At 72.0% G+C, this 23,381-nt stretch carries 22 protein-coding genes; 6 read left to right on the plus strand and 16 right to left on the minus strand.

The features are described from left to right. Positions 1-3: 3 nt before the first annotated feature. The 3 genes from D7147_RS01435 to D7147_RS01445 are packed head-to-tail and all read right to left on the minus strand — an operon-like array spanning position 4 to position 3,811. Positions 4-933 carry a sugar ABC transporter permease gene (locus D7147_RS01435; RefSeq protein WP_120673415.1) on the minus strand — a complete coding sequence of 310 codons (930 nt, stop codon included), beginning with the start codon at positions 931-933 and terminating at the stop codon, positions 4-6. After that, the gene (locus tag D7147_RS01440; RefSeq protein ID WP_120673416.1) at positions 930-2,564 is read right to left on the minus strand and encodes an ABC transporter permease subunit; all 1,635 of its coding nucleotides are present in this window, start codon (positions 2,562-2,564) and stop codon (positions 930-932) included. The genes D7147_RS01435 and D7147_RS01440 overlap by 4 nt, the downstream gene beginning before the upstream one ends. Beyond that, entirely contained in the window at positions 2,564-3,811 is a 1,248-nt protein-coding gene (locus D7147_RS01445; protein ID WP_120673417.1) for a sugar ABC transporter substrate-binding protein, read from the minus strand. Before D7147_RS01445 ends, D7147_RS01440 begins: the two co-directional genes overlap by 1 nt. Positions 3,812-4,014: 203 nt before the next feature. On the opposite strand from D7147_RS01445, the gene D7147_RS01450 reads away from it, so the two are divergent. The 3 genes from D7147_RS01450 to D7147_RS01460 all read left to right on the plus strand — a co-directional run bounded on the left by D7147_RS01450 (position 4,015) and on the right by D7147_RS01460 (position 7,492). Next, complete coding sequence (locus D7147_RS01450; protein WP_120673418.1) at positions 4,015-5,082, plus strand: LacI family DNA-binding transcriptional regulator; 1,068 nt, start codon at positions 4,015-4,017, stop codon at positions 5,080-5,082. 149 nt (positions 5,083-5,231) lie between these two features. After that, the gene (locus D7147_RS01455; RefSeq protein WP_120673419.1) at positions 5,232-6,863 is read left to right on the plus strand and encodes a glycoside hydrolase family 13 protein; all 1,632 of its coding nucleotides are present in this window, start codon (positions 5,232-5,234) and stop codon (positions 6,861-6,863) included. Positions 6,864-7,123: 260 nt separating this feature from the next. Continuing rightward, positions 7,124-7,492, plus strand: coding sequence for a VOC family protein (locus tag D7147_RS01460; RefSeq protein WP_120673420.1), 369 nt, complete (start codon positions 7,124-7,126; stop codon positions 7,490-7,492). A 10-nt stretch (positions 7,493-7,502) separates the two neighbouring features. On the opposite strand, the gene D7147_RS01465 is transcribed toward D7147_RS01460, so the two are convergent. The 6 genes from D7147_RS01465 to D7147_RS01490 form a co-directional block, all read right to left on the minus strand. Then, positions 7,503-7,946, minus strand: a complete 444-nt coding sequence (locus D7147_RS01465; protein ID WP_120673421.1) for a hypothetical protein — start codon at positions 7,944-7,946, stop codon at positions 7,503-7,505. A gap of 96 nt (positions 7,947-8,042) precedes the next feature. Further along, on the minus strand, positions 8,043-8,411 hold the full coding sequence (locus tag D7147_RS01470; protein WP_120673422.1) for a GntR family transcriptional regulator: 369 nt from the start codon (positions 8,409-8,411) through the stop codon (positions 8,043-8,045). Positions 8,412-8,427: 16 nt separating this feature from the next. Beyond that, complete coding sequence (locus D7147_RS01475; protein ID WP_120673423.1) at positions 8,428-9,351, minus strand: YihY/virulence factor BrkB family protein; 924 nt, start codon at positions 9,349-9,351, stop codon at positions 8,428-8,430. Between the two features lie 69 nt (positions 9,352-9,420). After that, positions 9,421-9,996 carry a 2'-5' RNA ligase family protein gene (locus D7147_RS01480; RefSeq protein WP_120673424.1) on the minus strand — a complete coding sequence of 192 codons (576 nt, stop codon included), beginning with the start codon at positions 9,994-9,996 and terminating at the stop codon, positions 9,421-9,423. 37 nt (positions 9,997-10,033) lie between these two features. After that, positions 10,034-11,059: a tryptophan--tRNA ligase gene (trpS, locus tag D7147_RS01485; protein WP_120673425.1), complete on the minus strand. Its 1,026-nt coding sequence runs from the start codon at positions 11,057-11,059 to the stop codon at positions 10,034-10,036. A 33-nt stretch (positions 11,060-11,092) separates the two neighbouring features. Continuing rightward, positions 11,093-12,118, minus strand: coding sequence for a hemolysin family protein (locus D7147_RS01490; protein WP_120673426.1), 1,026 nt, complete (start codon positions 12,116-12,118; stop codon positions 11,093-11,095). Between the two features lie 235 nt (positions 12,119-12,353). Here D7147_RS01490 and galE point away from each other — a divergent pair, with 235 nt between their 5' ends. The 3 genes from galE (at position 12,354) to D7147_RS01505 (ending at position 15,777) form a co-directional block, all read left to right on the plus strand. Then, the gene (gene galE, locus D7147_RS01495; RefSeq protein WP_120673427.1) at positions 12,354-13,337 is read left to right on the plus strand and encodes a UDP-glucose 4-epimerase GalE; all 984 of its coding nucleotides are present in this window, start codon (positions 12,354-12,356) and stop codon (positions 13,335-13,337) included. Next, positions 13,334-14,491: a galactokinase gene (gene galK / locus D7147_RS01500; protein WP_120673428.1), complete on the plus strand. Its 1,158-nt coding sequence runs from the start codon at positions 13,334-13,336 to the stop codon at positions 14,489-14,491. The genes galE and galK overlap by 4 nt, the downstream gene beginning before the upstream one ends. 152 nt (positions 14,492-14,643) lie before the next feature. Beyond that, complete coding sequence (locus D7147_RS01505; RefSeq protein WP_158609255.1) at positions 14,644-15,777, plus strand: tetratricopeptide repeat protein; 1,134 nt, start codon at positions 14,644-14,646, stop codon at positions 15,775-15,777. Between the two features lie 24 nt (positions 15,778-15,801). Here the strand turns inward: D7147_RS01505 and D7147_RS01510 are convergent, their stop codons facing one another. From D7147_RS01510 to glmU, 7 genes are all read right to left on the minus strand, one after another. Next, a complete protein-coding gene (locus tag D7147_RS01510) occupies positions 15,802-17,124 on the minus strand; it encodes a sulfate adenylyltransferase subunit 1 (RefSeq protein WP_120673430.1) in 1,323 nt (440 codons plus the stop codon). Continuing rightward, on the minus strand, positions 17,124-18,032 hold the full coding sequence (gene cysD, locus D7147_RS01515; protein WP_120673431.1) for a sulfate adenylyltransferase subunit CysD: 909 nt from the start codon (positions 18,030-18,032) through the stop codon (positions 17,124-17,126). The genes D7147_RS01510 and cysD overlap by 1 nt, the downstream gene beginning before the upstream one ends. A gap of 74 nt (positions 18,033-18,106) precedes the next feature. After that, positions 18,107-18,937 (minus strand): inositol monophosphatase family protein, encoded by an 831-nt coding sequence (locus tag D7147_RS01520; RefSeq protein ID WP_120673432.1) that lies wholly within the window; start codon positions 18,935-18,937, stop codon positions 18,107-18,109. 123 nt (positions 18,938-19,060) lie between these two features. Next, positions 19,061-19,651 (minus strand): aminoacyl-tRNA hydrolase, encoded by a 591-nt coding sequence (gene pth / locus D7147_RS01525; protein ID WP_120673433.1) that lies wholly within the window; start codon positions 19,649-19,651, stop codon positions 19,061-19,063. 95 nt (positions 19,652-19,746) lie between these two features. After that, complete coding sequence (locus D7147_RS01530; RefSeq protein ID WP_120673434.1) at positions 19,747-20,445, minus strand: 50S ribosomal protein L25/general stress protein Ctc; 699 nt, start codon at positions 20,443-20,445, stop codon at positions 19,747-19,749. 297 nt (positions 20,446-20,742) lie between these two features. After that, positions 20,743-21,723: a ribose-phosphate diphosphokinase gene (locus tag D7147_RS01535; protein WP_120673435.1), complete on the minus strand. Its 981-nt coding sequence runs from the start codon at positions 21,721-21,723 to the stop codon at positions 20,743-20,745. A 59-nt stretch (positions 21,724-21,782) separates the two neighbouring features. Then, a complete protein-coding gene (gene glmU, locus D7147_RS01540; RefSeq protein WP_120673436.1) occupies positions 21,783-23,318 on the minus strand; it encodes a bifunctional UDP-N-acetylglucosamine diphosphorylase/glucosamine-1-phosphate N-acetyltransferase GlmU in 1,536 nt (511 codons plus the stop codon). Positions 23,319-23,381: the final 63 nt, after the last annotated feature.

A 23,381-nucleotide genomic window follows, 5' to 3' on the forward strand; every position in this document is an offset into this window, starting at 1 on the left:
CCGCTATCCCTTCACCGCCCCGGCGGTGAGGCCGGAGACGATGTAGCGCTGGAGGAACTGGAAGACCACCACCGTGGGGATCGCGGTGAGCAGGGTGGCGGCCGCGAAGATGCCGAAGTTGTTGTTCCGCTCGTCGCCCTGCAGCAGGCCGTACATGCCGACCGCGAGGGTCTTCGACTCGGTGTCGGTCAGGAAGACGTTCGCCATCAGGAACTCGTTGACAGTGCCGATGAAGGCGAGCAGGCCGGTCACCGCGAGGATCGGCGCCACCAGCGGCAGCATGATCCGGAAGAAGATCTGGGTGTGCGTGGCGCCGTCCATCGTGGCCGACTCGTCGAGCTCCCTCGGCAGCGTGTCGAAGAAGCCCTTCATCAGCCAGGTGTTCACGCCGAGCGCGCCGCCCAGGTAGAGCAGGAGGAGCCCCCACGGGGTGTTGAAGCCGATCGCCGGCCACAGGTCGGTGATGGTGGCGAAGATCAGGAAGATCGCCACGATCGCCAGGAACTGCGGGAACATCTGGATCAGCAGCAGCGAGAGCAGCCCGACCCGCCGGCCACGGAACCGCATCCGGGAGAAGGCGTACGCCGCCAGCGCCGAGAGGATGATCGAGGCGAGCGCGGCGAGACCGGCGATGAGCAGGGAGTTGACGAACCACCGCTCGAAGGCGGTCCGGCCGAACAGTTCGGTGAAGTTCCCGAACGACACTCCGGAGCTCGGCACCAGCGCCGTCGAGGAGAGGGTGCCCAGCGGATTGAGCGCGGCCGAGAGCACGAAGACGATCGGGAAGAGGCTGAAGAGCACGGCGAGCACCGCCACCCCGTGCCGCCAGCCCACCCGCACGAGCCAACGGCGACTTCGCCCGTTTCCGTTCCGGTCGGCGGGCAGGGCGCCGGCCGTGCCGCCGGTGACCGGGGTCCCGGTGAGCGCGGTCATGCGTACACCTCCTCCTGCTTGCGGGTGCGTCGGAAGCTGACCGCCGAGACGACCGCGACGATGGCGAAGATGAAGAGCGAGATGGCCGCGGCGAACCCGAACTCGGCGCCCTGCCCGCCGAACGCCAACCGGTAGGTGTAGGTGATCAGCAGGTCGGTCGCGCCGTTACTCGGGTTGTCGGCCGGGAACGGGCCGCCCTCGGTGGTCAGGTAGATGGCGTTGAAGTTGTTGAAGTTGTACGCGAACGACGAGATCAGCAGCGGCGAGAGCGCGACCAGCAGCAGCGGCAGGGTGACCGCGCGGAACGACTGCCACGGCGACGCGCCGTCCACCGAGGTCGCCTCGGTCAGCTCGCGTGGGATGGCCTGGAGCGCGCCGGTGGCCACCAGGAACATGTACGGATAGCCGAGCCAGAGCTGGACCAGCAGCACCGCGGCGCGCGCGGACCACTGCTCGCCGAACCAGTTGACGCCGAGCCCGAAGAGGTTGTTGATCAGGCCGAAGTCGGTGTTGAACATGTCCCGCCAGACCAGCAGCATCGCGAACGACGGCATGGCGTACGGCAGGATGAGCAGCACCCGGTAGAGGTTCGTGCCGCGCATCCGGGGCGAGTGCAGGGCGAGCGCCACGAACGTGCCCAGCATAAACGTGCCGCCGGTGGAGCCGACGGCGAAGGCGAAGTTCCAGACGAGCGTGCCGAGGAAGGGCCCGGAGATGTTCGGGTCGGTGAGCACCCGGGTGAAGTTGCGCAGTCCGACGCCGACCTTCCACCCCTGGGCGAGGCGCTCGCCGTCGTCGGCCACGAAGGATCCGGTGGACTCGTCCGCGGTCCACGTCCGGCCGGTCTCGCTGTCCCGCACGCAGTCGCAGGCGGCGTCGTACGCCCGAACCGCCTTGCCCTCGTAGGCGCGCGACAGGCCCGAGGAGCGCAGCGCGCCACCGGCGGTCGGCACCACCAGGTCGATGATCTCCTGGCTGCGGGCGCTCGCCTGGCCGAAGTTCAACACGGTGTAACCGCCGGCGGCGCTGACCTTTCCGCCGGGCGCCACGGTGACCTCGTCGGCGTCGAGCCGGCGCAGTCCGGTGGCGTCGCCGATCGAGACGGCGCCGTCGGCCGGGTCGGTGACCAGGAAGACCAGCGGGCCGGTGGCGGGGTCGCCCTCGGTGGCGACGGAGAGCGCGTACTCGGTGGAGCCGGGCACCTGCTCGACCGAGGCGGTCTGGATGGCGACGATCGCGCCCTGCTTGTCGCCGCGGTGCCCGTCGCCGAAGTTGGTGAAGGCCGTGCTGGCCGTGTAGAGCACCGGGACGATCTGGAACGCGATCAGGAAGAGCGTGCCCGGCACCAGGTACTTGGCCGGCACGTGCCGACGGGTGAGGTAGAGGTAGAAGAGCCCGGCCGTGGTGGCGACCAGCAGCGCCAGCCCGACCCACTGCTCCGCCTCGACCAGCGGGAAGGCCGCCCAGATCGCGATCCCGGCCACGAGGCCGAGCAGGATCACCTTGGCCCCGAGGCCGGTCAGGGTGATCGGCGTGTGCTCACCCGCGGTACGACTCTTCGCGGGCCGGGAGCCGACCGGCTCCCGGCCCGGGGCCCGCGTGGACCCCGGGCCGGACGACGGCGTGCTCATTACTTGATCTGGCCCGCGATGGTCTGGCCTGCGGAGGTGATGGTCCTGGCCGGGTCGGCGCCGCCGATGACGGCCGCCTCGGCCTTGCCGAACGGGTCCCAGATCGCGGCCATCGCCGGGATCGCCGGGAGCACCTGGCCGTTCCGGCCGGCCTCGGTGAACTTGGCGAGGTCCGGGTCGCTGCCCTTCACCTGGTCGAGTGCGGCGGTCAGCGCGGGCGGCCGAGGTTCGGCCTGGTACAGCGCCACGGCCAGGTCCGGCTTGGTCACGTGGTTGGCCACGAACTCCTGCGCCAGCGCCTTGTTCTTGCCCTTCGACGCGACGTAGAAGGCCTGCACGCCGACGAACGGTTGGGCCTCCTTGCCACCGGCGAAGCCGGGCACCGGCGTGATGTCGTACGAGATGCCGGCCTTCTTGACGTCCGCCACCGCCCACGGGCCGGAGACGAGGAAGGCGCACTTCTTGCCGGTGAAGGTGGCGATCGAGTTCTCCGGCGTGATGGAGCGCTTCAACGCACCCTCGCCCTTCTCGCCCAGCGCGCCGATCTTCTTGAACGCCTCGATCGACTCGGGCTTGCCGACGCCCAGGTCCTTCGGGTCGTAGTCGCCGTTGGCGGTGGTGCCGAAGAGGTAGCCGCCGGCCGAGGTGTAGAGCGGGTAGATGTGGTACGCGTCGCCGTTCTGGCCGGACTGGAGGCAGAGGATCTCGCTGGCCTTCTTCTCCGCCTTGAGCCGCTTGCCGGTGGCGACGAGCTCCTCGACGGTCTTCGGTGCCTCGGGGGCCAGCGCGGTGTTGCGGATCAGCGCGAGGTTCTCCATGGCGTACGGCACGCCGTAGAGCTGCCCGTTGAAGGTCACGGCCTTGATCGCGGTCTGGTTGAAGGCGCTCTTCTGGTCGGCGGTGAGCTGCACCGGGTCGATGGCGCCGTTCTGCACCATGTTGCCGATCCAGTCGTGCGCGCCGACGACGACGTCCGGTCCGCTGCCCTGCTGCGACGCGGTGACGAAGTTCGTCTGCAGGTCCTTCGAGACGGCCTGCACCTCGACGGTGACGCCGTTCTCCCGGCCGAAGGTCTCGGCGAACGGCTTCAGGGCGGCGGTCCGCTTGTCGTCGGCCCAGATCACCAGCTTGCCGCCGGCCGCCTTGGGGGATTCGTCGGTGGCCGGCTCGTCGCTGCCGCCGCCACAACCCGAGGCGGCGAGCGCCAGGGTGAAGACGGCGATCACACCCGCGGTACGGATGCGCATCGGTACTCCTGTCGTCGTGGCGGTGCGCCGGGGGAAGGGCGTCGTCCGCAAAGGGGGGAAGGTCGGAGGTTCGTGCCGAGCCGGCGCACGGATGCCGCGCCGCTGCGCTCCTGTGTTGCGGGGACGCTAGCAAGACGTTTCAAGGAATGGAAGAGTTTGCAACGTCGTACGCAAGAACTTGCCCTTGAGCTAGAGTGCCCGCCATGCGCGCTCGACTGTCCGACATCGCCCAACAGGCCGAAGTCAGCGAGGCCACGGTGTCGCGGGTGCTCAACGACCGCCCCGGCGTGGCCCCGGAGACCCGGCAGGCCGTGCTCACCGCCCTCGACGTGCTCGGCTACGAGCGCCCCGCCCGGCTGCGCAAGCGCAGCGCCGGCCTGGTGGGCCTGGTGGTGCCGGAGCTGGACAACCCGATCTTCCCCGCGTTCGCCCAGGTCATCGAGTCCACCCTGGCGCAGAGCGGGTTCACCCCCGTGCTCTGCACCCAGACCCCGGGCGGGGTCACCGAGGACGAGTACGTCGAGATGCTGCTGGACCGCCAGGTCTCCGGGATCGCCTTCGTCTCCGGCCTGCACGCCGACACCGCGGCGAACCACGACCGGTACCGGGCGCTGCTCTCCCGGCCACTGCCGATCGTGATGATCAACGGCTACGTGCCGGACGTGCCCGCACCCTTCGTCTCCTGCGACGACGGCGAGGCCGCCGAGCTGGCCGTCGCGCACCTGGTGGCGCTCGGGCACCGCCGGATCGGCCTGATCACCGGACCGGACCGCTTCGTGCCGGTACGCCGCAAGGTCGCCGGCTGGCGCGCCGCGATGACCCGGCTCGCCGGCCTCGCCGGGTCCGAACTGGACGAGCTCGCCGAGCTGAGCCTCTTCGGCGTCGAGGGTGGCGAGGCGGCCGCCGGACGGCTGCTCGACCGGGGCGTCACCGGCGTCGTCTGCGGCTCGGACCTGATGGCGCTGGGCGCGGTCCGGGCGGCCCGGCAGCGCGGCCTCTCCGTACCGACCGACCTCTCCGTGGTCGGCTACGACGACTCACCGCTGATGGCCTTCACCGACCCGCCGCTGACCACCATGCGGCAGCCGGTCACCGCGATGTCGGTGGCCGCCGTCCGGGCACTGGTCGACGAGATCAACGGGCACGGCGCCCCGCACTCCGAGTACCTCTTCCGCCCCGAGCTGGTGGTCCGGGGCTCCACCGCGGTCGCACCGACCCGGCCGCACGCGGCCGCCCGACCGGCCCCGGCCACGCTCGCCGCCACTGCCTGACGGCGGCCCGTTCTCGGCCGGGGAGCAGCCGCAAGCCTTACGCAAGGCCTGCTTGACTCTTGCAACACCCGACCGGCATTCTGCTCCCGCCCGCGCCCACCGGTGTGCCGGGTGCCGCCCTACCGCGCCTGAGAACGGGGATCGCACCGATGACCGCCAGCCACCCCACCCCGCCGACCGCCGACCCCGACTGGTGGCGGTCGGCGGTCGTCTACCAGGTCTACGTGCGCAGCTTCGCCGACGCCAACGGCGACGGCGTCGGCGACCTCCCCGGGATCCGGCAGCGCCTGCCGTACCTGCGGGACCTCGGAGTCGACGCGCTCTGGCTGACGCCCTTCTACACCTCGCCGATGGTCGACGGCGGTTACGACGTGGCCGATTACCGCGACGTCGACCCGAGCTTCGGTACGCTCGCCGACTTCGAGGCGATGGTCGGCGACGCCCACGCCCTCGGGCTGCGGATCATCGTCGACCTCGTGCCCAACCACACGTCGAGCGCGCACCCCTGGTTCGTCGCCGCGCTCGCCGCCGGACCCGGCTCGCCGGAGCGCGCCCGGTACCTCTTCGCCGAGGGCCGGGGCGAGCACGGCGAGGAGCCACCGAACGACTGGGAGAGCATCTTCGGCGGGCCGGCCTGGACGCGCGTCGCGGACGGCCAGTGGTACCTGCACCTCTTCGACCCGGCCCAACCCGACCTCGACTGGCGACACCCCGAGGTCCGCGCCGAGTTCGAGGAGATCCTGCGGTTCTGGCTGGACCGCGGCGTGGACGGCTTCCGCATCGACGTGGCCCACGGAATGATCAAGGCGGCGGGGCTGCCCGATGTCGGGTTCAGCACGATGACCACCGGCCGGCGTCAGGTCGAGCTGCTCGGCAAGGGCCGGCTCCCCTACTTCGACCAGGACGAGGTCCACGAGATCTACCGCGCCTGGCGGCCCATCCTGGACAGCTACCCGGGCGGCCGGATGGCGGTGGCCGAGGCGTGGGCCGAGACGCCGCAGCGGCTGGCCCGCTACATCGGCCCGGACGAGCTGCACCAGGCCTTCAGCTTCGACTTCCTCGACGCCACCTGGTCGGCCGAGTCGTTCCGCAAGGTGATCGACACGGCGCTCGCCGAGGCGACCATCGTCGGCGCGCCGACCACCTGGGTGCTCTCCAACCACGACAAGCAGCGGCACGTCACCCGCTACGGCGACGGTCCCGACGGGCTGCGCCGCGCCCGCGCCGCCGCCCTGCTGATGCTCGCGCTGCCCGGCTGCGCGTACCTCTACCAGGGCGAGGAGCTGGGCCTGCCCGAGGTGCTCGACCTCCCCGACGAGCTGCGCCAGGACCCGGCGTTCCGGCGCACCGGCGAGAGCCGGGACGGCTGCCGGGTGCCGATCCCGTGGAGTGGTGACCTGCCCCCGTACGGCTTCGGGCCAGCGGGGTGCGAGTCGAGCTGGCTGCCGGCCCCCGCCACCTGGGCCGCGCTCTCGGTCGCCGCCCAGGTCGGCGTACCCGATTCGACGCTGGAGCTCTACCGCGACGCGCTGCGGATCCGGCGTACCCATCCGGCGCTGGCCGCCGACGGCGGCATCACCTGGCTCGACACCGAACCAGGCGTGCTCGCCTTCTCCCGCTCCGCCGGCGACACCGAGCTGACCTGTGTGGTCAACATCAGCGGCGCGCCGATCCCGGTCAGCGGGTACGGCGAACCGGCCGTCGCGAGCGAACCGCTCGCCGCGGCGAGCGGGGGCCATCTGCTACCTGTCGACTCGGCTGCGTGGTTCGAACGGCGCTGAGCGGGTAACCCGTAAGCGACCTGGTCGTCCGTCGTGCTCCGCGCCGGCGGGCGGCTGGGGCACCGACCCCTTGTGGTGGGGTGAGGTGATGCCGGCGTCTCGCGGAGTCCGCTCCGCGGGGCGCCGGTGACCTTCCCGCCGAGCACAGTGGGCGGTGGGTGCCAGCTACTGAAGATCTTGGAACGGTTGCGCCCTCGGCGGGGCCGCGAAGTTCCAAGATCGCGGAGACCGTCGCCGCGGCGAGGGTGGGAGGTGTCGAGATGGTGGTACGGGTGGCGCAGTACACCGTCGACGTCGAGGAGGTCGACGTCATGGCGGCGTTCTGGTCCGCCGCGCTCGGCTACCGCGTCGAGCAGGGCGGGGACGGCAGCGCGAAGCTCTACCCGCAGGCGGCCGGCGATGGACCGACCGTGTGGCTGCAGGGCTCGGGCACCGCCAAGCGTGGCAAGAACCGCCTCCACCTCGACCTGGTCAGCGACCGTGACGCGGACACGGAGGTACGGCGGCTCGTCTCGCTCGGTGCGCGGCGGGCAGACGTCGGGCAGACCGGCGACGAGCAGTTCGTGGTGCTCGCCGACCCCGAGGGCAACGAATTCTGCGTGCTGGACCAGGCACCGAGCCGACCCTGATCGCCCCAGGTCAGGAGCCCTTGGCGGTCAGGATCTCGGCGATCCGCCGGAACCCGGCCCGCAGCTCGGCCTCGGTCGGTGGCACCGTCGGCTCGCCCCGGCCGGCCTCGTCCGCCGCCGCGTCCAACTCCTCGTCGATGATGTCCTCGAAGTCTCCGTAGAGATCGGCCTGGTCGACCTGGGTGGCCTCGTCGACCGCGGCGATCTGCGCGGCGGCGATCTCACTGCGGATCTCCTCGGCCGAGAGCGCCGGCAGCAGCGGCTCGACCACCGCCATCAGCTGCTCCTCGGCCACCACCGCCTCGGCCAGGGCGAGGGCGTGCGGCCGTTCGTACGGGCCGCAGACCACCGGCTCCCACTCGTCGACATCGCCGAGCGGGCCGAACGTGATGATCCACGGGAGACCGAGCATCGGCGAGTCGCTCGGCAGGTCCAACGTCACGAGTGCCCCCACCGGCCCATCATGGTCCGTCACCGTGGGCCGCCGTGCGGCATTCGCCCGATCCTCCCTCTCGCCCCGCCTCGCACCGCGCTCCGTCGACCTGGCGGCTCAGCCGGGGCGGGACGCGTCCAGGGCGGCGCGGACCAACGCGAGCGCCGCACCGGGTGGCACACCGAGCCGGCGGGCCGTGAGAGCGTACTCGGCGGCCGAGCGCTGGAGCCGGTCGATCGCGTCGTCCCGCCCCGGCGCCACGAACGTGCCGTTACGGCCCCGCGTCTCGAGCAGCCCACTCCCCTCCAACTCCCGGTACGCCCGGGCCACCGTGTTCGGGGCCAGCGTGAGATCCGCGGCGAGTTGCCGCACGGTGGGCAGCCGGGTGCCCACCGGGAGCCGCCCGTCCCCGATCATCTCGGCGAGCTGAGCGCGCACCTGCTCGTACGGCGGCACCGACGAATCCAGATCGACGGAGATCAGCATGTCGGTCTCCCTGTCCTCAACTGGCACCTCCGGGGGTGCCGGGATCGACCTGCTCGTCGAGGTCCGCCGGCGCCGGGCCCTCCGCCAGGTCGACCACCCGGCCCCGGGAGCTGGTGGCGGCGAGCGCCGCGCCGAAGAGCAGTAGCTGGTTGAGCAGGTAGAGGTAGAGCAGCAGCCCGACCGCGCCGGCCACCACCGTGTACGCCGGGCTCCGCTCGGTGCGGACGACGTAGTAGCGGCCGACCGTGTTGAGCAGCGTGATGCCGATCGCGACGAGCAGCACCACCGGGCGCAGCCGCGACCGGCTCATCCGCAGCCGGGGCACCGCGACGAGCAGCAGCGCGGCGAGGACCGCGTTGACCACCACGCTGAGCACCGCGCTCAACGTGGTCAGCCCGAACGACCCGGTGCTGCGCAGCAGGAAACGCAGCACCGACTCGAGCGTGTCGACCGCCGCCACCGAGAGGCCGAGCAGCACGAAGACGAGGACCATCACGCCGATGTCGACCAGCCGGCGGATCACCAGGTTGCCGGGCTGCTGGTTGAACCCGTAGATCAGCCGCTGGGAGGAGCGGATCGCCTCGATCCAACCGATCCCCGTGAAGGTCAGGATGATCAGACCGACCACACCGACCGTGCCGCTGCTGTCGGCGATCTGCGCCGGGTCGAGGAACGGCAGGTTGTCCCGGAGGAAGTTGCTCGCGGCCACGCTGAACTCGCTGTTGTCGTCCAGGGTCGCGCCGAAGATGGCGTACACGACGAGGGCGAGCGCGAAGACCGCGAAGAAGCCGTAGTAGGCGATCGCGGCCGCCAGCCGACCGCCGAGCACCTCCGCGTAGCGCGCACCGGCGCGCCACACGTGGTCGAAGACCGCCGACCGGCGCCGGCCGGCGCTGACCCAGCGGTCGATGCCCGCCTCGATCCGGCCGATCACGTTCACGCCGTCATCCTCGCCGATGTCGCCGCGCCGTGGGGGTAACCCTCGCGGGCGCGCCCGCCGGCCGACCGGTCAGCCGCCCAGCCGGAAGTCCCGTCGTGGCTGCCAGCGGGCCTGCCCGCTGTGCAGGAACAGGGTGAACGACGCCACGTCGAACATCGCGGAGAAGTCGGCGAGGTCCTCGTACACCTTGTCCAACGCCTCGGGCGCGACGTCCTGCGCCACGGTGACGTGCGGGTGGTAGGGGAAGCGCGCTTCGCGGTGCAGCTCCGGGGCGGCGCTGATCGCGGCGGCGAGCAGCTCGCACTCGCTGATCCCGGCCGCCACCGCCACGAAGACCACCTGCGTCACCGGGCGGAACGTGCCGGTGCCGCGCAGGTGCAGGGTGAACGGCAGGTGGGCGGCGGCGACCTCGGCCAGGTGCCGTTCCACGGCGGGCAGGGCGGCGGCCGGTATCTCGGTCGGGCCGAGCAGCGTCACGTGGGCGGGGATGTCCGCCGCCTGGGGGTCGCCGGCCTCCGCGCGTCGCCGGGTGAGCTGAGCGCCCCACGGCTGCGGGATGTCGACCGCGACCCCGATCTGGATGAGGTCGCCCGCTGCGGGCGCCCCGCCCCTGCGATCCACGCTGCGCGCCACCTCTCCGGCCACCGGCCCGTCTCCACCCGTCCCGCGCCGCGTCGCGGCGCTACTCGCCGCGCACCGGCGGGAAGAAACCGATCCGTTCGTACGCGGCCCGCAGCGTCGGGCCGGCCACCGCTCGCGCCTTCTCCGCACCGGCGGCGAGCAGCTTGTCCAGCTGGGCCGGGTCGTCCAGGTAGCCGTTCGTGCGTTCCTGGATCGGGCGGACGAACTCGGTGACCACCTCGGCCAGGTCCTTCTTGAGGTCGCCGTAGCCCTTGCCGGCGTACGCGGCGACCAGGTCGTCGATGTCCCGACCGGAGAGTGCCGAGTAGATGGTCAGCAGGTTGGCGATGCCCGGCTTGCCCTCGGCGTCGAAGACGATCTCCCGACCGGTGTCGGTGACCGCCGAGCGGATCTTCTTGGCCGTACGGGCCGGCTCCTCCAGCAGGTCGATGATGCCGGCCGGCGAGGACGACGACTTCGACATCTTCGCGGTCGGCTCCTGCAGATCAGTGATCTTGGCAGTGTCCTTCACGATGTGCGGCGCGGGCACGGTGAAGGTCTTGCCGAAGAGCGAGTTGAACCGCTGCGCGAGGTCCCGGGAAAGTTCCAGGTGCTGGCGCTGGTCCTCGCCGACCGGCACCGCGTCGGCCTGGTAGAGCAGGATGTCGGCGGCCTGCAGGATCGGGTAGGTGAAGAGGCCGACGCTGGAGCGGTCGCTGCCCTGCTTCTGCGACTTGTCCTTGAACTGGGTCATCCGGCTCGCCTCGCCGAAACCGGTGATGCAGCCGAGCACCCAGGCCAGCTGCGGGTGCTCGGGCACCTGCGACTGGACGAAGAGAGTGCTGCGCTCCGGGTCGAGGCCGAGCGCGAAGAGCTGCGCGGCGGCGACCCGGGACCGCTGCCGGAGCACCTTCGGGTCGTGCCCGGCGGTGATCGCGTGCAGGTCGACCACGCAGTAGAACGCCTCGTGGGTCTCCTGCAACGCCACCCAGTGCCGCAGCGCGCCCAGGTAGTTGCCGAGGTGGAACGAGTCGGCGGTCGGCTGGATGCCGGAGAAGACGCGGGGGCGGGCGGGAACGTCGGGCATGACGCCAATTCTGTCAGCCCGCCCGGGCGGGCGTCATGACGGCCCGGCGGGTCGCGCCCTGCCGGTCACCGTGGGCGTCGTCACCTCGCGTCGCTGCTCCGGCAGCCGGGCGACGGAGACCGCGATCCGGGCCGCCCGTCGCCCCTCCAGGGCGAGCACCCGCAGCAGCCACCCGCCGGGCGGGTCACCCGGCTCGCCGGCGCCGGCGTCGGCCGGGCCGGGCGCCACCGGCACCTCGTCACCGGCGATGGGCAGCCGGCCCAGCGCGGCCATCACGTATCCGCCGACCGTCTCGTACGGCCCCGGCGGCAGCGTGATCCCGGTGCGCTCGGCGAAGTCGGCGAGGTTGAGCCGCCCGTCCAGCACGGTGGGCAGCCCGGCGCGCACCGGGTCGAACGTGCCGTCGTACTCGTCGTGGATCTCGCCGACCAGCTCCTCGATGAGGTCTTCGAGCGTCACGATGCCGGCCGTGCCGCCGTACTCGTCGACCACCACCGCGAGGTGGTGCCCCTCCCGGCGCATCTCGGTCAGCGCGGCGAGCACCCGCTTGCTGCTGGGCAGCCGTTTCACCTCGCGGGCCAGCTCGCCCACTCCGACGCACGGGTCGGCCTCCGGCCGCAGCAGCACGTCCCGCAGGTGGACGAGGCCGACCACGTCGTCGTGGGTGCCGTCGGTGACCGGGTAGCGGGTGTGCGGCTCGGCCCGTACCAGCCGGGCCGCCTCCGCGATGGTCAGCCCGGCGGGCAGGAAGACCACTTCGGTGCGGGGCATCATCACCTCGCGGATCAGCCGCGCCCCGGCGACGAGCACCTCGTCGATGATCCGGCGCTCGTCGGCGTCGAGCAGGGTGTTCGCGGCCACCAGGTCACGCAGGTCGGCCTCGCTGATCCGCTCCCGGCCGGCCGCCGGGCTCGCGCCGAGCAGGTCGGTGACGCGGCGCGTGGCGGCGTCGGCGGCCCGTACCACCATCCGGGCCACGGCCCGGGCGAACGGCCCCGGGTCCCGGCCCGGCCGTCGCCGGGCGCGTCGCCGGCGCTCGGGGCCGCCCGCTTCCCGCATGTCAGAGATGGTAGACAGCGGGACGTTCCGGCACCGGGTTTCCCACCGGCCGTGGCGCGGCCCGCCGCCGTCCGCCCGCCGCCGTCGAACCCCCACACGTGTTCAACTCTGTTGGATCGTGAGAGTTTATGATGGAATCGGGTTGCCCGGTGGGAAGCGCCGGGTCGACCACCCGCCCGTAGGGTGAGCACCGACACCGGCCGCTGCGTGAGCCGGCCAGGCAGGAGGAGTCGACGTGAAACTGCTCGTCACCGGTGGCGCCGGCTACATCGGCAGTGTCGTGACCAGGATGCTGCTCGACGCCGGTCACGAGGTGGTCGTCCTCGACGACCTGCGCACCGGCTACCGCGTCGCGCTCGCCCCCGACGCCACCCACGTCGACCTGCCCATCCACGAGGCGGCGCAGGTGCTCACCCGGGAAGCCGGCTTCGACGGCGTGCTGCACTTCGCCGCGCTCATCGCCGCCGGCGAGTCGATGGTCAAGCCCGAGCTCTACTGGCACAACAACACCGTCGGGTCGCTCGCGCTGATCGACGCGGTCCGGGCCGCCGGGATTCCACGGATGGTCTTCTCCTCCACGGCCGCCGTCTACGGCAACCCGACCGAGCTGCCGATCCCGGAGACCGCGGTGAAGGCGCCGACCAACACGTACGGGGCGACCAAGCTCGCCGTCGACATGGCGCTCACCTCCGAGGCGATCGGGCACGGCCTGGCCGCCGTCTCGCTGCGCTACTTCAACGTGGCGGGCGCCCACCTCACCGGCGACGTCGCGCTCGGCGAGCGGCACGACCCCGAGACCCACCTGATCCCGATCGCGCTGGAGGTCGCCGCCGGCCGGCGGGAGAAGCTGCAGCTCTTCGGCGACGACTACCCCACCGCCGACGGCACCTGCGTCCGCGACTACATCCACGTCGCCGACCTGGCCCGGGCCCACCTGCTCGCCCTGGACGCCGCCACCGCCGGTCAGCACCGGGTCTACAACCTCGGCAACGGCAACGGGTTCACCAACCGGCAGGTGGTCGACGTGGTCCGCGAGGTGACCGGGCACCCGCTGCCGGTCGAGATGGCGCCGCGCCGCGAGGGCGACCCCGCCGAGCTGGTGGCCTCGTCCCGGCTGGCCCGCGAGGAGCTGGGCTGGGTGCCGCAGAAGCCGACCCTGCACGACATGGTCGGCGACGCCTGGACCTTCTACCGCACGCACCTCCTGGAGCAGGCATGACCGACGTCGCCGACCGCGCCACCGCCGGCTTCCGCCGGGAGTTCGGCGCGCCGCCGGCCGGCCAGTGGGCGGCCCCCGGACGGGTCAACCTGATCGGCGAGCACACCGACTACAACGACGGCTTCGTGCTCCCCTTCGCGCTGCCCCTGCGTACGGTGGCGGCCGCCGACCGGCAGGAGGGCGCGCGCTGGACGGTCTGGTCGGAGCTCTCCGGCGAGACGATCGACTTCGGCGCCGACGAGGTCGACGAACCCGGTCGGGTCGCCGGCTGGGGCGCGTACGTCGCCGGGGTCGTCTGGGCGCTGCGCGAAGCGGGGCACGACGTGCCCGGCGCGCGCCTCGCCATCACCTCCGACGTGCCGCTCGGCGCCGGGCTCTCCTCGTCGGCGGCGCTGGAGGCGGCGGTGCTGACCGCCCTGGTCGACCTGGGCGGCCTCGACCTGCCCGCCGAGCGGCAGCCCCGGCTCGCCCAGCGCGCCGAGAACCACTACGTCGGCGCGCCGACCGGGATCATGGACCAGTCGGCCTCCATCCGCTGCCGCGACGGGCACGCGCTCTTCCTCGACTGCCGCAGCGAGGGCGTCGAACACATCCCCTTCGACCTGCGGGGCGCCGGGCTCGCCATGCTGGTCGTCGACAGCCACGCCCCGCACCGGCACGCCGACGGCGAGTACGCTGCCCGCCGCAAGTCCTGCGAGGCCGGGGCCGAGCGGCTCGGCGTGCCCGCGCTACGCGACGTCACCGTCGACCAGCTCGACACCGCGCTCGCCCGCCTCGACGACCCGGAGACCCGCCGCCGGGTCCGGCACGTGGTCACCGAGGACCAGCGGGTGCTCGACACCGTGGCGCTGCTGCGCGCCGGCCGGGTCCGCGAGATCGGCCCGCTGCTCACCGCCTCGCACGTCTCGATGCGCGACGACTTCGAGATCACCGTGCCCGAGATCGACACGGCGGTCGAGGCGGCGCTCGCCGCGGGCGCGCTCGGTGCCCGGATGACCGGCGGCGGCTTCGGCGGCTGCGTCCTCGCCCTCGTCGAGGCCGACGCCGCCGACCCGGTCGCCGACGCGGTCACCGCCGCCTACGCCGAGCAGGGCTTCCGCGCCCCCGACCACCTCACCGTGCTCCCCGCCCCCGGCGCCGTCCGCCTGACCTGACCCCGTCCCCCTCCTTCACCGAAAGAGTGGCTCTCCGACGCTGGACAGCCACTCTTTCCGTGAAGGAGCCCGCAAGCTGTTCGGCGGTCCGGCCGCTGGACCGTCCAGCAGCGACTGTCGATATGGTGTCGCCCCGGAGCAGAGGAGGCGACGTGACCGACGTCGGATTCGCCGCACAGCAGCGCGCGGGGGCGCTGATGGACCTCGGGCGGCACGACGAGGCGGTGACGGTGCTGCGCGGTGTGCTGGCCGGGCAGCCCCAGCACGCCGGGGTGCTGTTCATGCTGGCCCGCTGTCACCGCGTCCTGGGCCAGTACGCCGAGGCCATGCGCCTGATCGACCAGGCGCTCGGCTTCTCCGTCACCCAGGAGCACCTGCTCGTCGAGAAGGCCCGGATCCTGCTCGCGGCCGACCAGCCCGCCTATGCGGCCTCGGCCGCGCACGCCGCGCTGGAACGGTCGCCCGGCTCCTGGGAGGCGCACACCCTGCTGGCCGAGACGCTCCTCGCCCTCGGCAACCCCACCCGCGTCGTGGTCGCCCGTCGGCACGCGGACAACGCGCTGGAGCTCGCCCCGCAGGTCCCCACCGCGCACCTGCTCGACGCCCTGCTGCACATCCGCATGGGTCGGCTGCGCGCCGCCCGCGCGGCCTGTGGTCGGGCGTTGGCGCTGGACCCGTCGTTCGAGCCGGCCCTGCACCAGCTCGCCCTGCTCGACGCCGGGCAGGACCGCACCGGCCGGGCCGCCCGCGGCTTCACCGCGACGCTCGCCGCCGATCCGCAGGACGGGCCGGCGGCCGTACGGCACGCGGTGACCGCCGCCGCGCTGTGGTGGCGGCTCTTCGACGCGGTGACGCTCGCCGCCGTGGCGCACTGGGCGCTCTTCGCGCTGCTCACCGACGTGGGCCGCCCCGTGCGGCTCGGCACCGCGCTGCTCGTCCTGCCGGTGCTGGCCGCGGCGGCGCTACTGAACCGGCGACGGCAACCGGCGGCGCTGCGGTGGCAGCTGCGCCGGCAGCTCGGCTCCCGCACGGTCGTGGTCTGCCTGGCGCTGACAGTGCTCGCCGCGGCGGGGCTGCTGGTCAACGGTCTCGCCACCGCGACGGAGAGCCCGGCCGGCGCAGTGGCCGGCCTGCTCCTGGGCCCGGCCGGCCTGGTCCTCGTCGTCCGCCTGGTGCGGCAGCTGGGCCGCCGGGCCGGCCCAGCGCTCCGCTGGCTCGGTTACCAGGTCTGGACGAGGCTCGCCGCCCGCACCACCCTCACCGTCGCCGCCGACCCGAGGCGCTGACCGTCGGCGCCCCGGACCGCTGCCTCAACCCGCCTCGACGATCATGCCGGCGCCGACCGTCCGGTTGGTCGTCTCGTCGATGATGACGAAACCGCCAGTGGTGCGGTTCCGGCGGTACTCGTCGGCGAGCAGCGGCACCGTGGTCCGCAGCCGGACCCGGCCGATCTCGTTGAGCCGCAGCTCACCCGCCGACTCGTCGCGGTGCAGCGAGTTGATGTCGAGCCGGTAGTGCAGGCCGCGCACGATCGCGCGCGCCGAGCGGGTGGTGTGCTTGATCGCGTACTTGCCGCCGACCTGCAACGGGCGGGTCTCGTCCATCCAGCAGACCATCGCCTCGATGTCCTGCGCCACTGCCGGCGCGTTGTTCGGCCGGCAGATCAGGTCGCCCCGGGAGATGTCGATCTCGTCGGTCAGCCGTACCGTGACCGACATCGGCGGGAACGCCTCCGCGACCGGCCCGTCGGCGGTCTCCACCGACGCGATCCGGCTGGTGAAGCCCGACGGCAGCACCATCACCTCGTCACCCGCCTTGAGCACCCCCGAGGCGACCTGACCCGCGTAGCCCCGGTAGTCGGTGACGGTGGTGGACTGCGGACGGATCACGTACTGCACCGGGAACCGCACGTCGACCAGGTTGCGGTCACTCGCGATGTGCACCCGCTCCAGGTGGTGCAGCAGCGCCGGGCCCTCGTACCACGGCATGTTCGGCGACCGGCTGACGATGTTGTCGCCGTTGAGCGCGGAGACCGGCACCACCGTCAGATCCGGCACGTCGAGCTTCGCGGCGAACGCGGTGAACTCGTCCGCGATCCGCTCGAAGACGTCCTGGGAGAAGTCGACCAGGTCCATCTTGTTGACACAGAACACCAGGTGCGGCACGCGCAGCAGGGAGCAGAGGAAGGCGTGCCGGCGAGACTGCTCCACCAGGCCCTTGCGGGCGTCGACCAGGATCAGCGCCAGGTCCGCCGTGGACGCCCCGGTGACCATGTTCCGGGTGTACTGGATGTGCCCCGGGGTGTCGGCGATGATGAACTTCCGCCGCGGCGTGGCGAAGTACCGGTACGCCACGTCGATGGTGATGCCCTGCTCCCGCTCCGCCCGCAGGCCGTCGGTGAGCAGCGCCAGGTTCGTGTACTCGTCGCCCCGTGCGGCGCTGACCGCCTCCACCGCGGCCAACTGGTCCGTGAAGAGCGACTTCGTGTCGTAGAGCAGCCGGCCGATCAGCGTCGACTTGCCGTCGTCCACGCTGCCCGCGGTGGCGAAGCGCAGCAGGTCCATGCGTCGGGGGGCGGGTTCGCCACCGGTGGCGGCGTCCGCGCCGGGCGACGCGGTGGTCTCGACGGTCATCAGAAGTAGCCCTCCCGCTTGCGGTCCTCCATGGCGGCCTCGCTGACCCGGTCGTCACCACGGGTCGCGCCCCGCTCGGTGATCCGGGTCGCCGCCACCTCCTCGATGACCTTCTCCACCGTGTCCGCGTCGGAGCGCACCGCTGCCGTGCAGGACGCGTCGCCCACCGTGCGGTACCGCACCCGCTCCTTGAACAACTCCTCGCCGGCCCGCGGCCGGAGGAACTCGTTGACCGCGTAGAGCATCCCGTCGCGCTCGATCACCTCGCGCTCGTGCGCGTAGTAGATCGCCGGCAACGGGATCCGCTCCCGCGCGATGTAGTGCCAGACGTCCAGCTCCGTCCAGTTGGAGAGCGGGAAGACCCGGATCGACTCACCCGGATGGTGCCGGCCGTTGTAGAGCGCCCACAACTCCGGACGCTGGTTCTTCGGATCCCACTGGCCGAACTCGTCACGGAAGCTGAACACCCGCTCCTTCGCGCGGGCCTTCTCCTCGTCGCGCCGCGCGCCGCCGAAGAGGGCGTCGAAGCGGTGCTGCTCCACCGCCGCCAGCAGCACCGGGGTCTGGATCCGGTTCCGCGTCCCGTCCGGCGACTCGCGGACCACGCCGCGCGCCAGCGCCTCCGGCACGCTCGCCACCACCAGCTGCAGCCCGAGCTCCGCCACCCGCTGGTCGCGGTACTCCAGGACCTCCGGGAAGTTGTGCCCGGTGTCCACATGCATCACCGGGAAGGGCACGTTCGCCGGGGCGAACGCCTTCTGCGCCAGGCGCAGCATCACGATCGAATCCTTGCCGCCCGAGAAGAGCAGCACCGGCCGCTCCATCTCGGCGACCACCTCACGCATCACGAAGATGCTCTCCGCCTCCAACGCGTCCAGGTGGGAGACCTGGTAGGCGGGCGCGGTCATGACCCGGGCTCGATTCGCTCGCTCATCCGATTTCCAGACCTTTCCGGTCGGGGAAGTCAAGAACTGGGCACAGGCTACCCGGAATGCCTCTGCAGCGCCGCAAGCAACCGGGGGGCGAGATCCCGACGACACACCAGCAGGTCGGGCAGGCGTGGATCCGCTTCGTTGTATTTCAGCGCAGAACCGTCGATCCGGGAAGCGTGCAGTCCGGTGGCCGTCGCCACAGCGACCGGCGCGGCCGAATCCCACTCGTACTGGCCACCCGCGTGGATGTACGCGTCCACCTCACCGGTCACCACCGCGGCGATCTTCGCGCCCGCCGAACCCATCGGCACCAGGTGCGCCCCCACGTCGTCGGCCAGATCGGTGAGGAACACCGGCGGCCGGCTCCGGCTCGCCGCCAACCGGATCATCCGGCTACCGGCCGCCGCCGCCTCCACCGTCATCGGCGGGTACGCCGGCGGGTAGTCCGTGGCCAGCACCCGCTGCTGCGCGGGCAACCCCACCGCGCCGGCCACCAGCCCGTGCGGGCTCGCCGCGGTACGCGACCAGAGCGCCACGTGCACCGCCCAGTCCGACCGCCCGTCCTCGGCGTACTCCCGGGTGCCGTCCAGCGGATCGACGATCCACACCCGCTCCGCGGCCAGCCGGGACACCCCCTCGGGGGTCAGCTCCGCCGCCCAGGCCAACCGCGACCCCTCGTCCTCCTCCGAGAGCACCGCGTCGCCGGGACGCCACTTCGCCAGCTCGGTGCGGATCAGCTCGTGCGAGACCTTGTCCCCCGCCGACTTCAACGCGCCCGGATCGGCGAAACCCAGCTCCGCGCGCAACGCCAGCAGCGCCTGACCCGCCCGGGCCGCGAGCCACCGGGCGAACGCGCCGTCGATCGTCGGAGGACTGTCCATGGTCCGCTCCCGTCGCCTCGCCACGGCCCGGTTCGTCCCCCGCGACCCGCGCCGCCGGTCGCCACACATCGAAAGGCGCAGACTACCGGCCCGCAGCCGCCGAACGGGTACGCCCCGCCCGCGTCAGGCGCCGTGGTACAGGTTCTGCGTCGGCTCCACGCCTCGGGTGACGACCGACTCCACCACGTCAGCGGCCCGATCGACCAGGAACTCGAGTTCCTTACGCTCGACCGCGCTGAAATCCGACAGTACAAAGTCGGCCGGATCCTGCCGTCCCGGTGGCCGGCCGATGCCGAACCGGACCCGGACGTACTCCTTCGTACCGAGCGACTTGGTCATCGAACGCAACCCGTTGTGCCCGCCCTCGCCGCCGCCGCACTTCACCCGCAGCTGCCCGTACCCGATGTCCAGCTCGTCGTGGACCGCGACGACCTGCCCCGGCACCACCTTGTAGAACTGGGCCAAGGCCGCCACCGGCCCACCGGAGAGGTTCATGTAGGTCAACGGCTTCACCAGCACCAACCGGGGACCGCCGAAACCGAGCCGACCCTCCGCGACCTCCGCCACGGCCCGCCGGTGTCGACCGAACTTCGCACTCACCCGCTGCGCGAGCAGCTCCGCCACCATGAAACCGACGTTGTGCCGGTTACCGGCGTACTCCCGACCCGGGTTGCCCAGGCCGACCACCAGCCACGGCCCCGCCTCGTCCGTCACGACCCAACCTTTCCACGTCCCACCGACCCGACCGCGATACGCCGACAGGCGCCCCCGAACGCGGGGACGCCTGTCGCACGTGAAAACCGACCGGATCAGGCCCCGGTGCGCGCCTCGGCGTTCTCCTCGCCCTCGGCAGCCGGAGCGGCCTCGGCGCCCTCCGACGCCTCGGTGACCTCGCCGACCTCGGCCTCGGCCTCCTCGGTGGCCTCCTCGACCTCGGGCAGCGTCGCCTCGAGCTGCTCCGCGGTCGGGGCGGCGGTCACCGTGGCGACCGGCAGCTCCGGGTCGGCGGCCAGCTCGACGCCCGCCGGGAGGGTCACGTCGCCCGCGGTGACCTGCGCACCCGGCTCGGCGCCCTCGATCGACGCCTCCAGGTGGTCCGGCACCTTGGTGGCGTCGGCGGTCACCGAGAGGGTGTCGTGGTCGTGCACGATCAGCGTGTCCTTCGCGGCCTCGCCGGTCAGCTCGACCGGGACCTCGACGGTGACCTTCTCGCCGCGGCGGACGAGCAGCAGGTCGACGTGCTCGAAGGTGTCCTTGATCGGGTCACGCTGAATCGCCTTCGGCAGCGCCAGCACCTGGGTGCCGTCGCTCACCTCGATCGCGAAGAGCTGGTTCGCGCCGCCCTTGCGGATCGCGGCAGCGAACTCGCGGGACGGCAGCGCGATGTGCTTCGGCTTCTCGCCGTGGCCGTACAGCACGGCGGGCACCTTGCCGGCCCGGCGGGTACGACGGGCACCACCCTTGCCGAACTCGGTACGGGGCTCGGCGCTGATCTTTACCTCGGACACGGGGAAACTCCTGATGCTTCGCTGCGGCGGTTTGTCGACTGGCGGTGCTGGGGCGAGGGGCTCGCTGGGGCTCATGCGTCATGAACGACTGCCCGGAGCACCGCGTCGATGACGGTGCCTCCGTGCGGCGCTTCCTCAGCGGCCCGCCGGGCACCCTCGCCGTGGCAACCGCACTAGTCTACCCGAGCGAAATCCCGGCTCTCCGCCAGTCCCCACATCACCGCCGGCTACGCCTCGCAGGTCAGCTCCGTCGGCTCCGGCGGCCGGCCACGACGACCGCCGGAGACGCGACAGAACTCAGCTGAGACCGCCGAAGAGCGTGGTCACCGAACCGTCGTCGAAGACCTCGCGGATCGCCCGGGCGAGCAGCGGCGCGATCGACAGCACGGTGATCTTGTCGAGCTGCTTCTCCGGCGGCAGCGGCAGCGTGTTGGTCACCACGACCTCGCTGATCGGGCTGTTCTTCAACCGCTCCGTCGCCGGATCGCTCAGCAGCGCGTGCGTCGACGCGACGATCACGTCGGCGGCGCCGGACTCCTTGAGGATGTCCGCCGCCTTGCAGATCGTGCCGCCCGTGTCGATCATGTCGTCCACGATCAGGCAGACCCGACCCTCGACGTCACCGACCACCCGGTTCGCCACCACCTGGTTCGGCTTCAGCGGGTCCCGGGTCTTGTGGATGAAGGCCAGCGGACAACCGCCCAGCCGGTCCGTCCAGCGCTCGGCGACCCGCACCCGGCCCGAGTCCGGCGCGACCACCGTCATCGGCCGGCCGGCGTACTGCCGCTCGACGTACTCGGCCAGCACGTCCATCGCGAAGAGGTGATCGACCGGACCGTCGAAGAAACCCTGGATCTGCGCGGTGTGCAGATCCACGGTGAGGATCCGGTTCGCCCCCGCGGTCTTCAGCAGGTCGGCGATCAACCGGGCCGAGATCGGCTCCCGGCCCCGGTGCTTCTTGTCCTGCCGCGCGTACGGGTAGAACGGCAGGACCACGGTGATCCGCTTGGCCGAGCCGCGCTTCAGCGCGTCGATCATGATCAGGGTCTCCATGACCCAGGTGTTCACGCCGTGCGTGACGGACTGCACCACGAAGGCGTCCGAACCACGCACCGAGTCGCGATACCGGACGAAGATCTCGCCGTTGGCGAAGTCGTACGCGTCGGTGGGCGTCGGTGCGACGCCGAGCACCTCACCGATCTCCTTGGCCAGCTCCGGAAAGCCACGTCCGGTGAAGAGCATCAGGCTCTTGCGGTTTTCAGCGACGATGCTGCCCATGGGCCCGTCTGCTCCCGTTGGTCGGTGATGCCCGGCGCGCGGTGATGGTGGGCCGGGGCCTAGTCGGTTGCAGTATCTCCCTCGGATGATTCCCCGCCCAGCGCCCGGCCATCCCCGTGGATTGCCTCACCTTCGCTTGCCGCCACGGTCCCCGCCGACGCACCCTCCGCGGCACGCAGCGCCCGCTCGGCCGCCGCCGCCGACACCGTGCCGGGGCGCTTGCGCGTCACCCAGCCCTCGATCTCGCGCTGCGGCGCCCGGGTGACCCCCAACGCCCCCGGCGACACGTCCTTGCTGATCGCGCTGCCCGCCGCGATGTACGCACCGGCACCCACCTCGACCGGCGCGATCAGGCTCGTGTCGCAGCCGATGAACGCCCCCTCGCCGACGATCGTCCGGTTCTTGTTGACCCCGTCGTAGTTCACGAAGATCGTCGCGGCGCCGATGTTCGCCTTCGCGCCGATCGTGGCGTCCCCCACGTACGACAGGTGCGGCACCTTCGCGCCCGGCCCCACCTCGGAGTTCTTCACCTCGACGAAGGTCCCGACCTTCGACTTCTCCGCGAGGCGCGCGTCCGGACGCAGGTACGCGTACGGGCCGACGCTCGCGCCCGGACCGACCTCCGCACCCACCGCGTGGCTGCGCAGCACCGTCGCGTCCTCGCCCACCACCGTGTCGATAAGCGTCACGTCCGGGCCGACCACGGCGCCGGAGCCGACCACGGTGGCGCCGCGCAGCTGGGTGTTCTGGTCGACCACCGCGTCCCGGTCCAGCGCGACCGTCACGTCGATCCAGGTGGTCTCCGGGTCGAGCAGACTCACCCCGGTACGCATCCAACCCTCGTTGATCCGGTCGCGCAGCAGCCGGCGCAGCGCCGCCAACTCGACCCGGTCGTTGCAGCCCAGCGTCTCCACGTGGTCCGACGCGACGTGCACGGCCACCGGCTCCCCCGCCGAGTTGAGCAGGCCGAAGACGTCGGTCAGGTACTCCTCGCCCTGCTCGTTGTCGGTGGAGAGCTTGCCCAGCGCGTCCCGCAGCCGCACCACGTCGAACGCGTAGCTGCCGGCGTTGATCTCCCGGACGGCGCGCTGCGCCGGGGTGGCGTCCCGCTCCTCGACGATCTGCTCCAGCCGACCGTCGGCGGACCGCACGATCCGGCCCAGGCCGGTCGGGTCGGGCACCTCGGCGGCGAGCACCGTCGCGGCGGCGCCGGCCTGCTCGTGCGCGTGCACCAGCGCGCTCACCGTCTCCGGGCGCAGCAGCGGCACGTCACCGTTGATCACGACGACCGTGCCGGTGGCGTCCGGTACGGCCTCCAGCGCGATCCGCACCGCGTGACCGGTGCCGAGCTGCTCGGCCTGGAGCACCGGAACGACGTCCGGCGCGATCTCGGCGAGGTGCCCGCCGACCTGGTCGGCGCCGTGCCCGACCACCACCACGGTCCGGTCCGCGCCCAACGGCGCTGCGGCGCTCAACACGTGGCCGAGCAGCGTACGTCCGAGCAACGGGTGCAGCACCTTGGGCAGCGCCGATTTCATCCGTTTGCCCTCACCGGCGGCGAGCACGACGACGGTGCGATGGTGGGCCTGGGACACGACCGGTCTCCCGTCGGGACGGCGACACTTCCGCGGTCATGCTAACCAGACGTCGACGGCCGG

This window comes from Micromonospora musae, assembly GCF_003626545.1.
Lineage (GTDB): Bacteria > Actinomycetota > Actinomycetes > Mycobacteriales > Micromonosporaceae > Micromonospora > Micromonospora musae.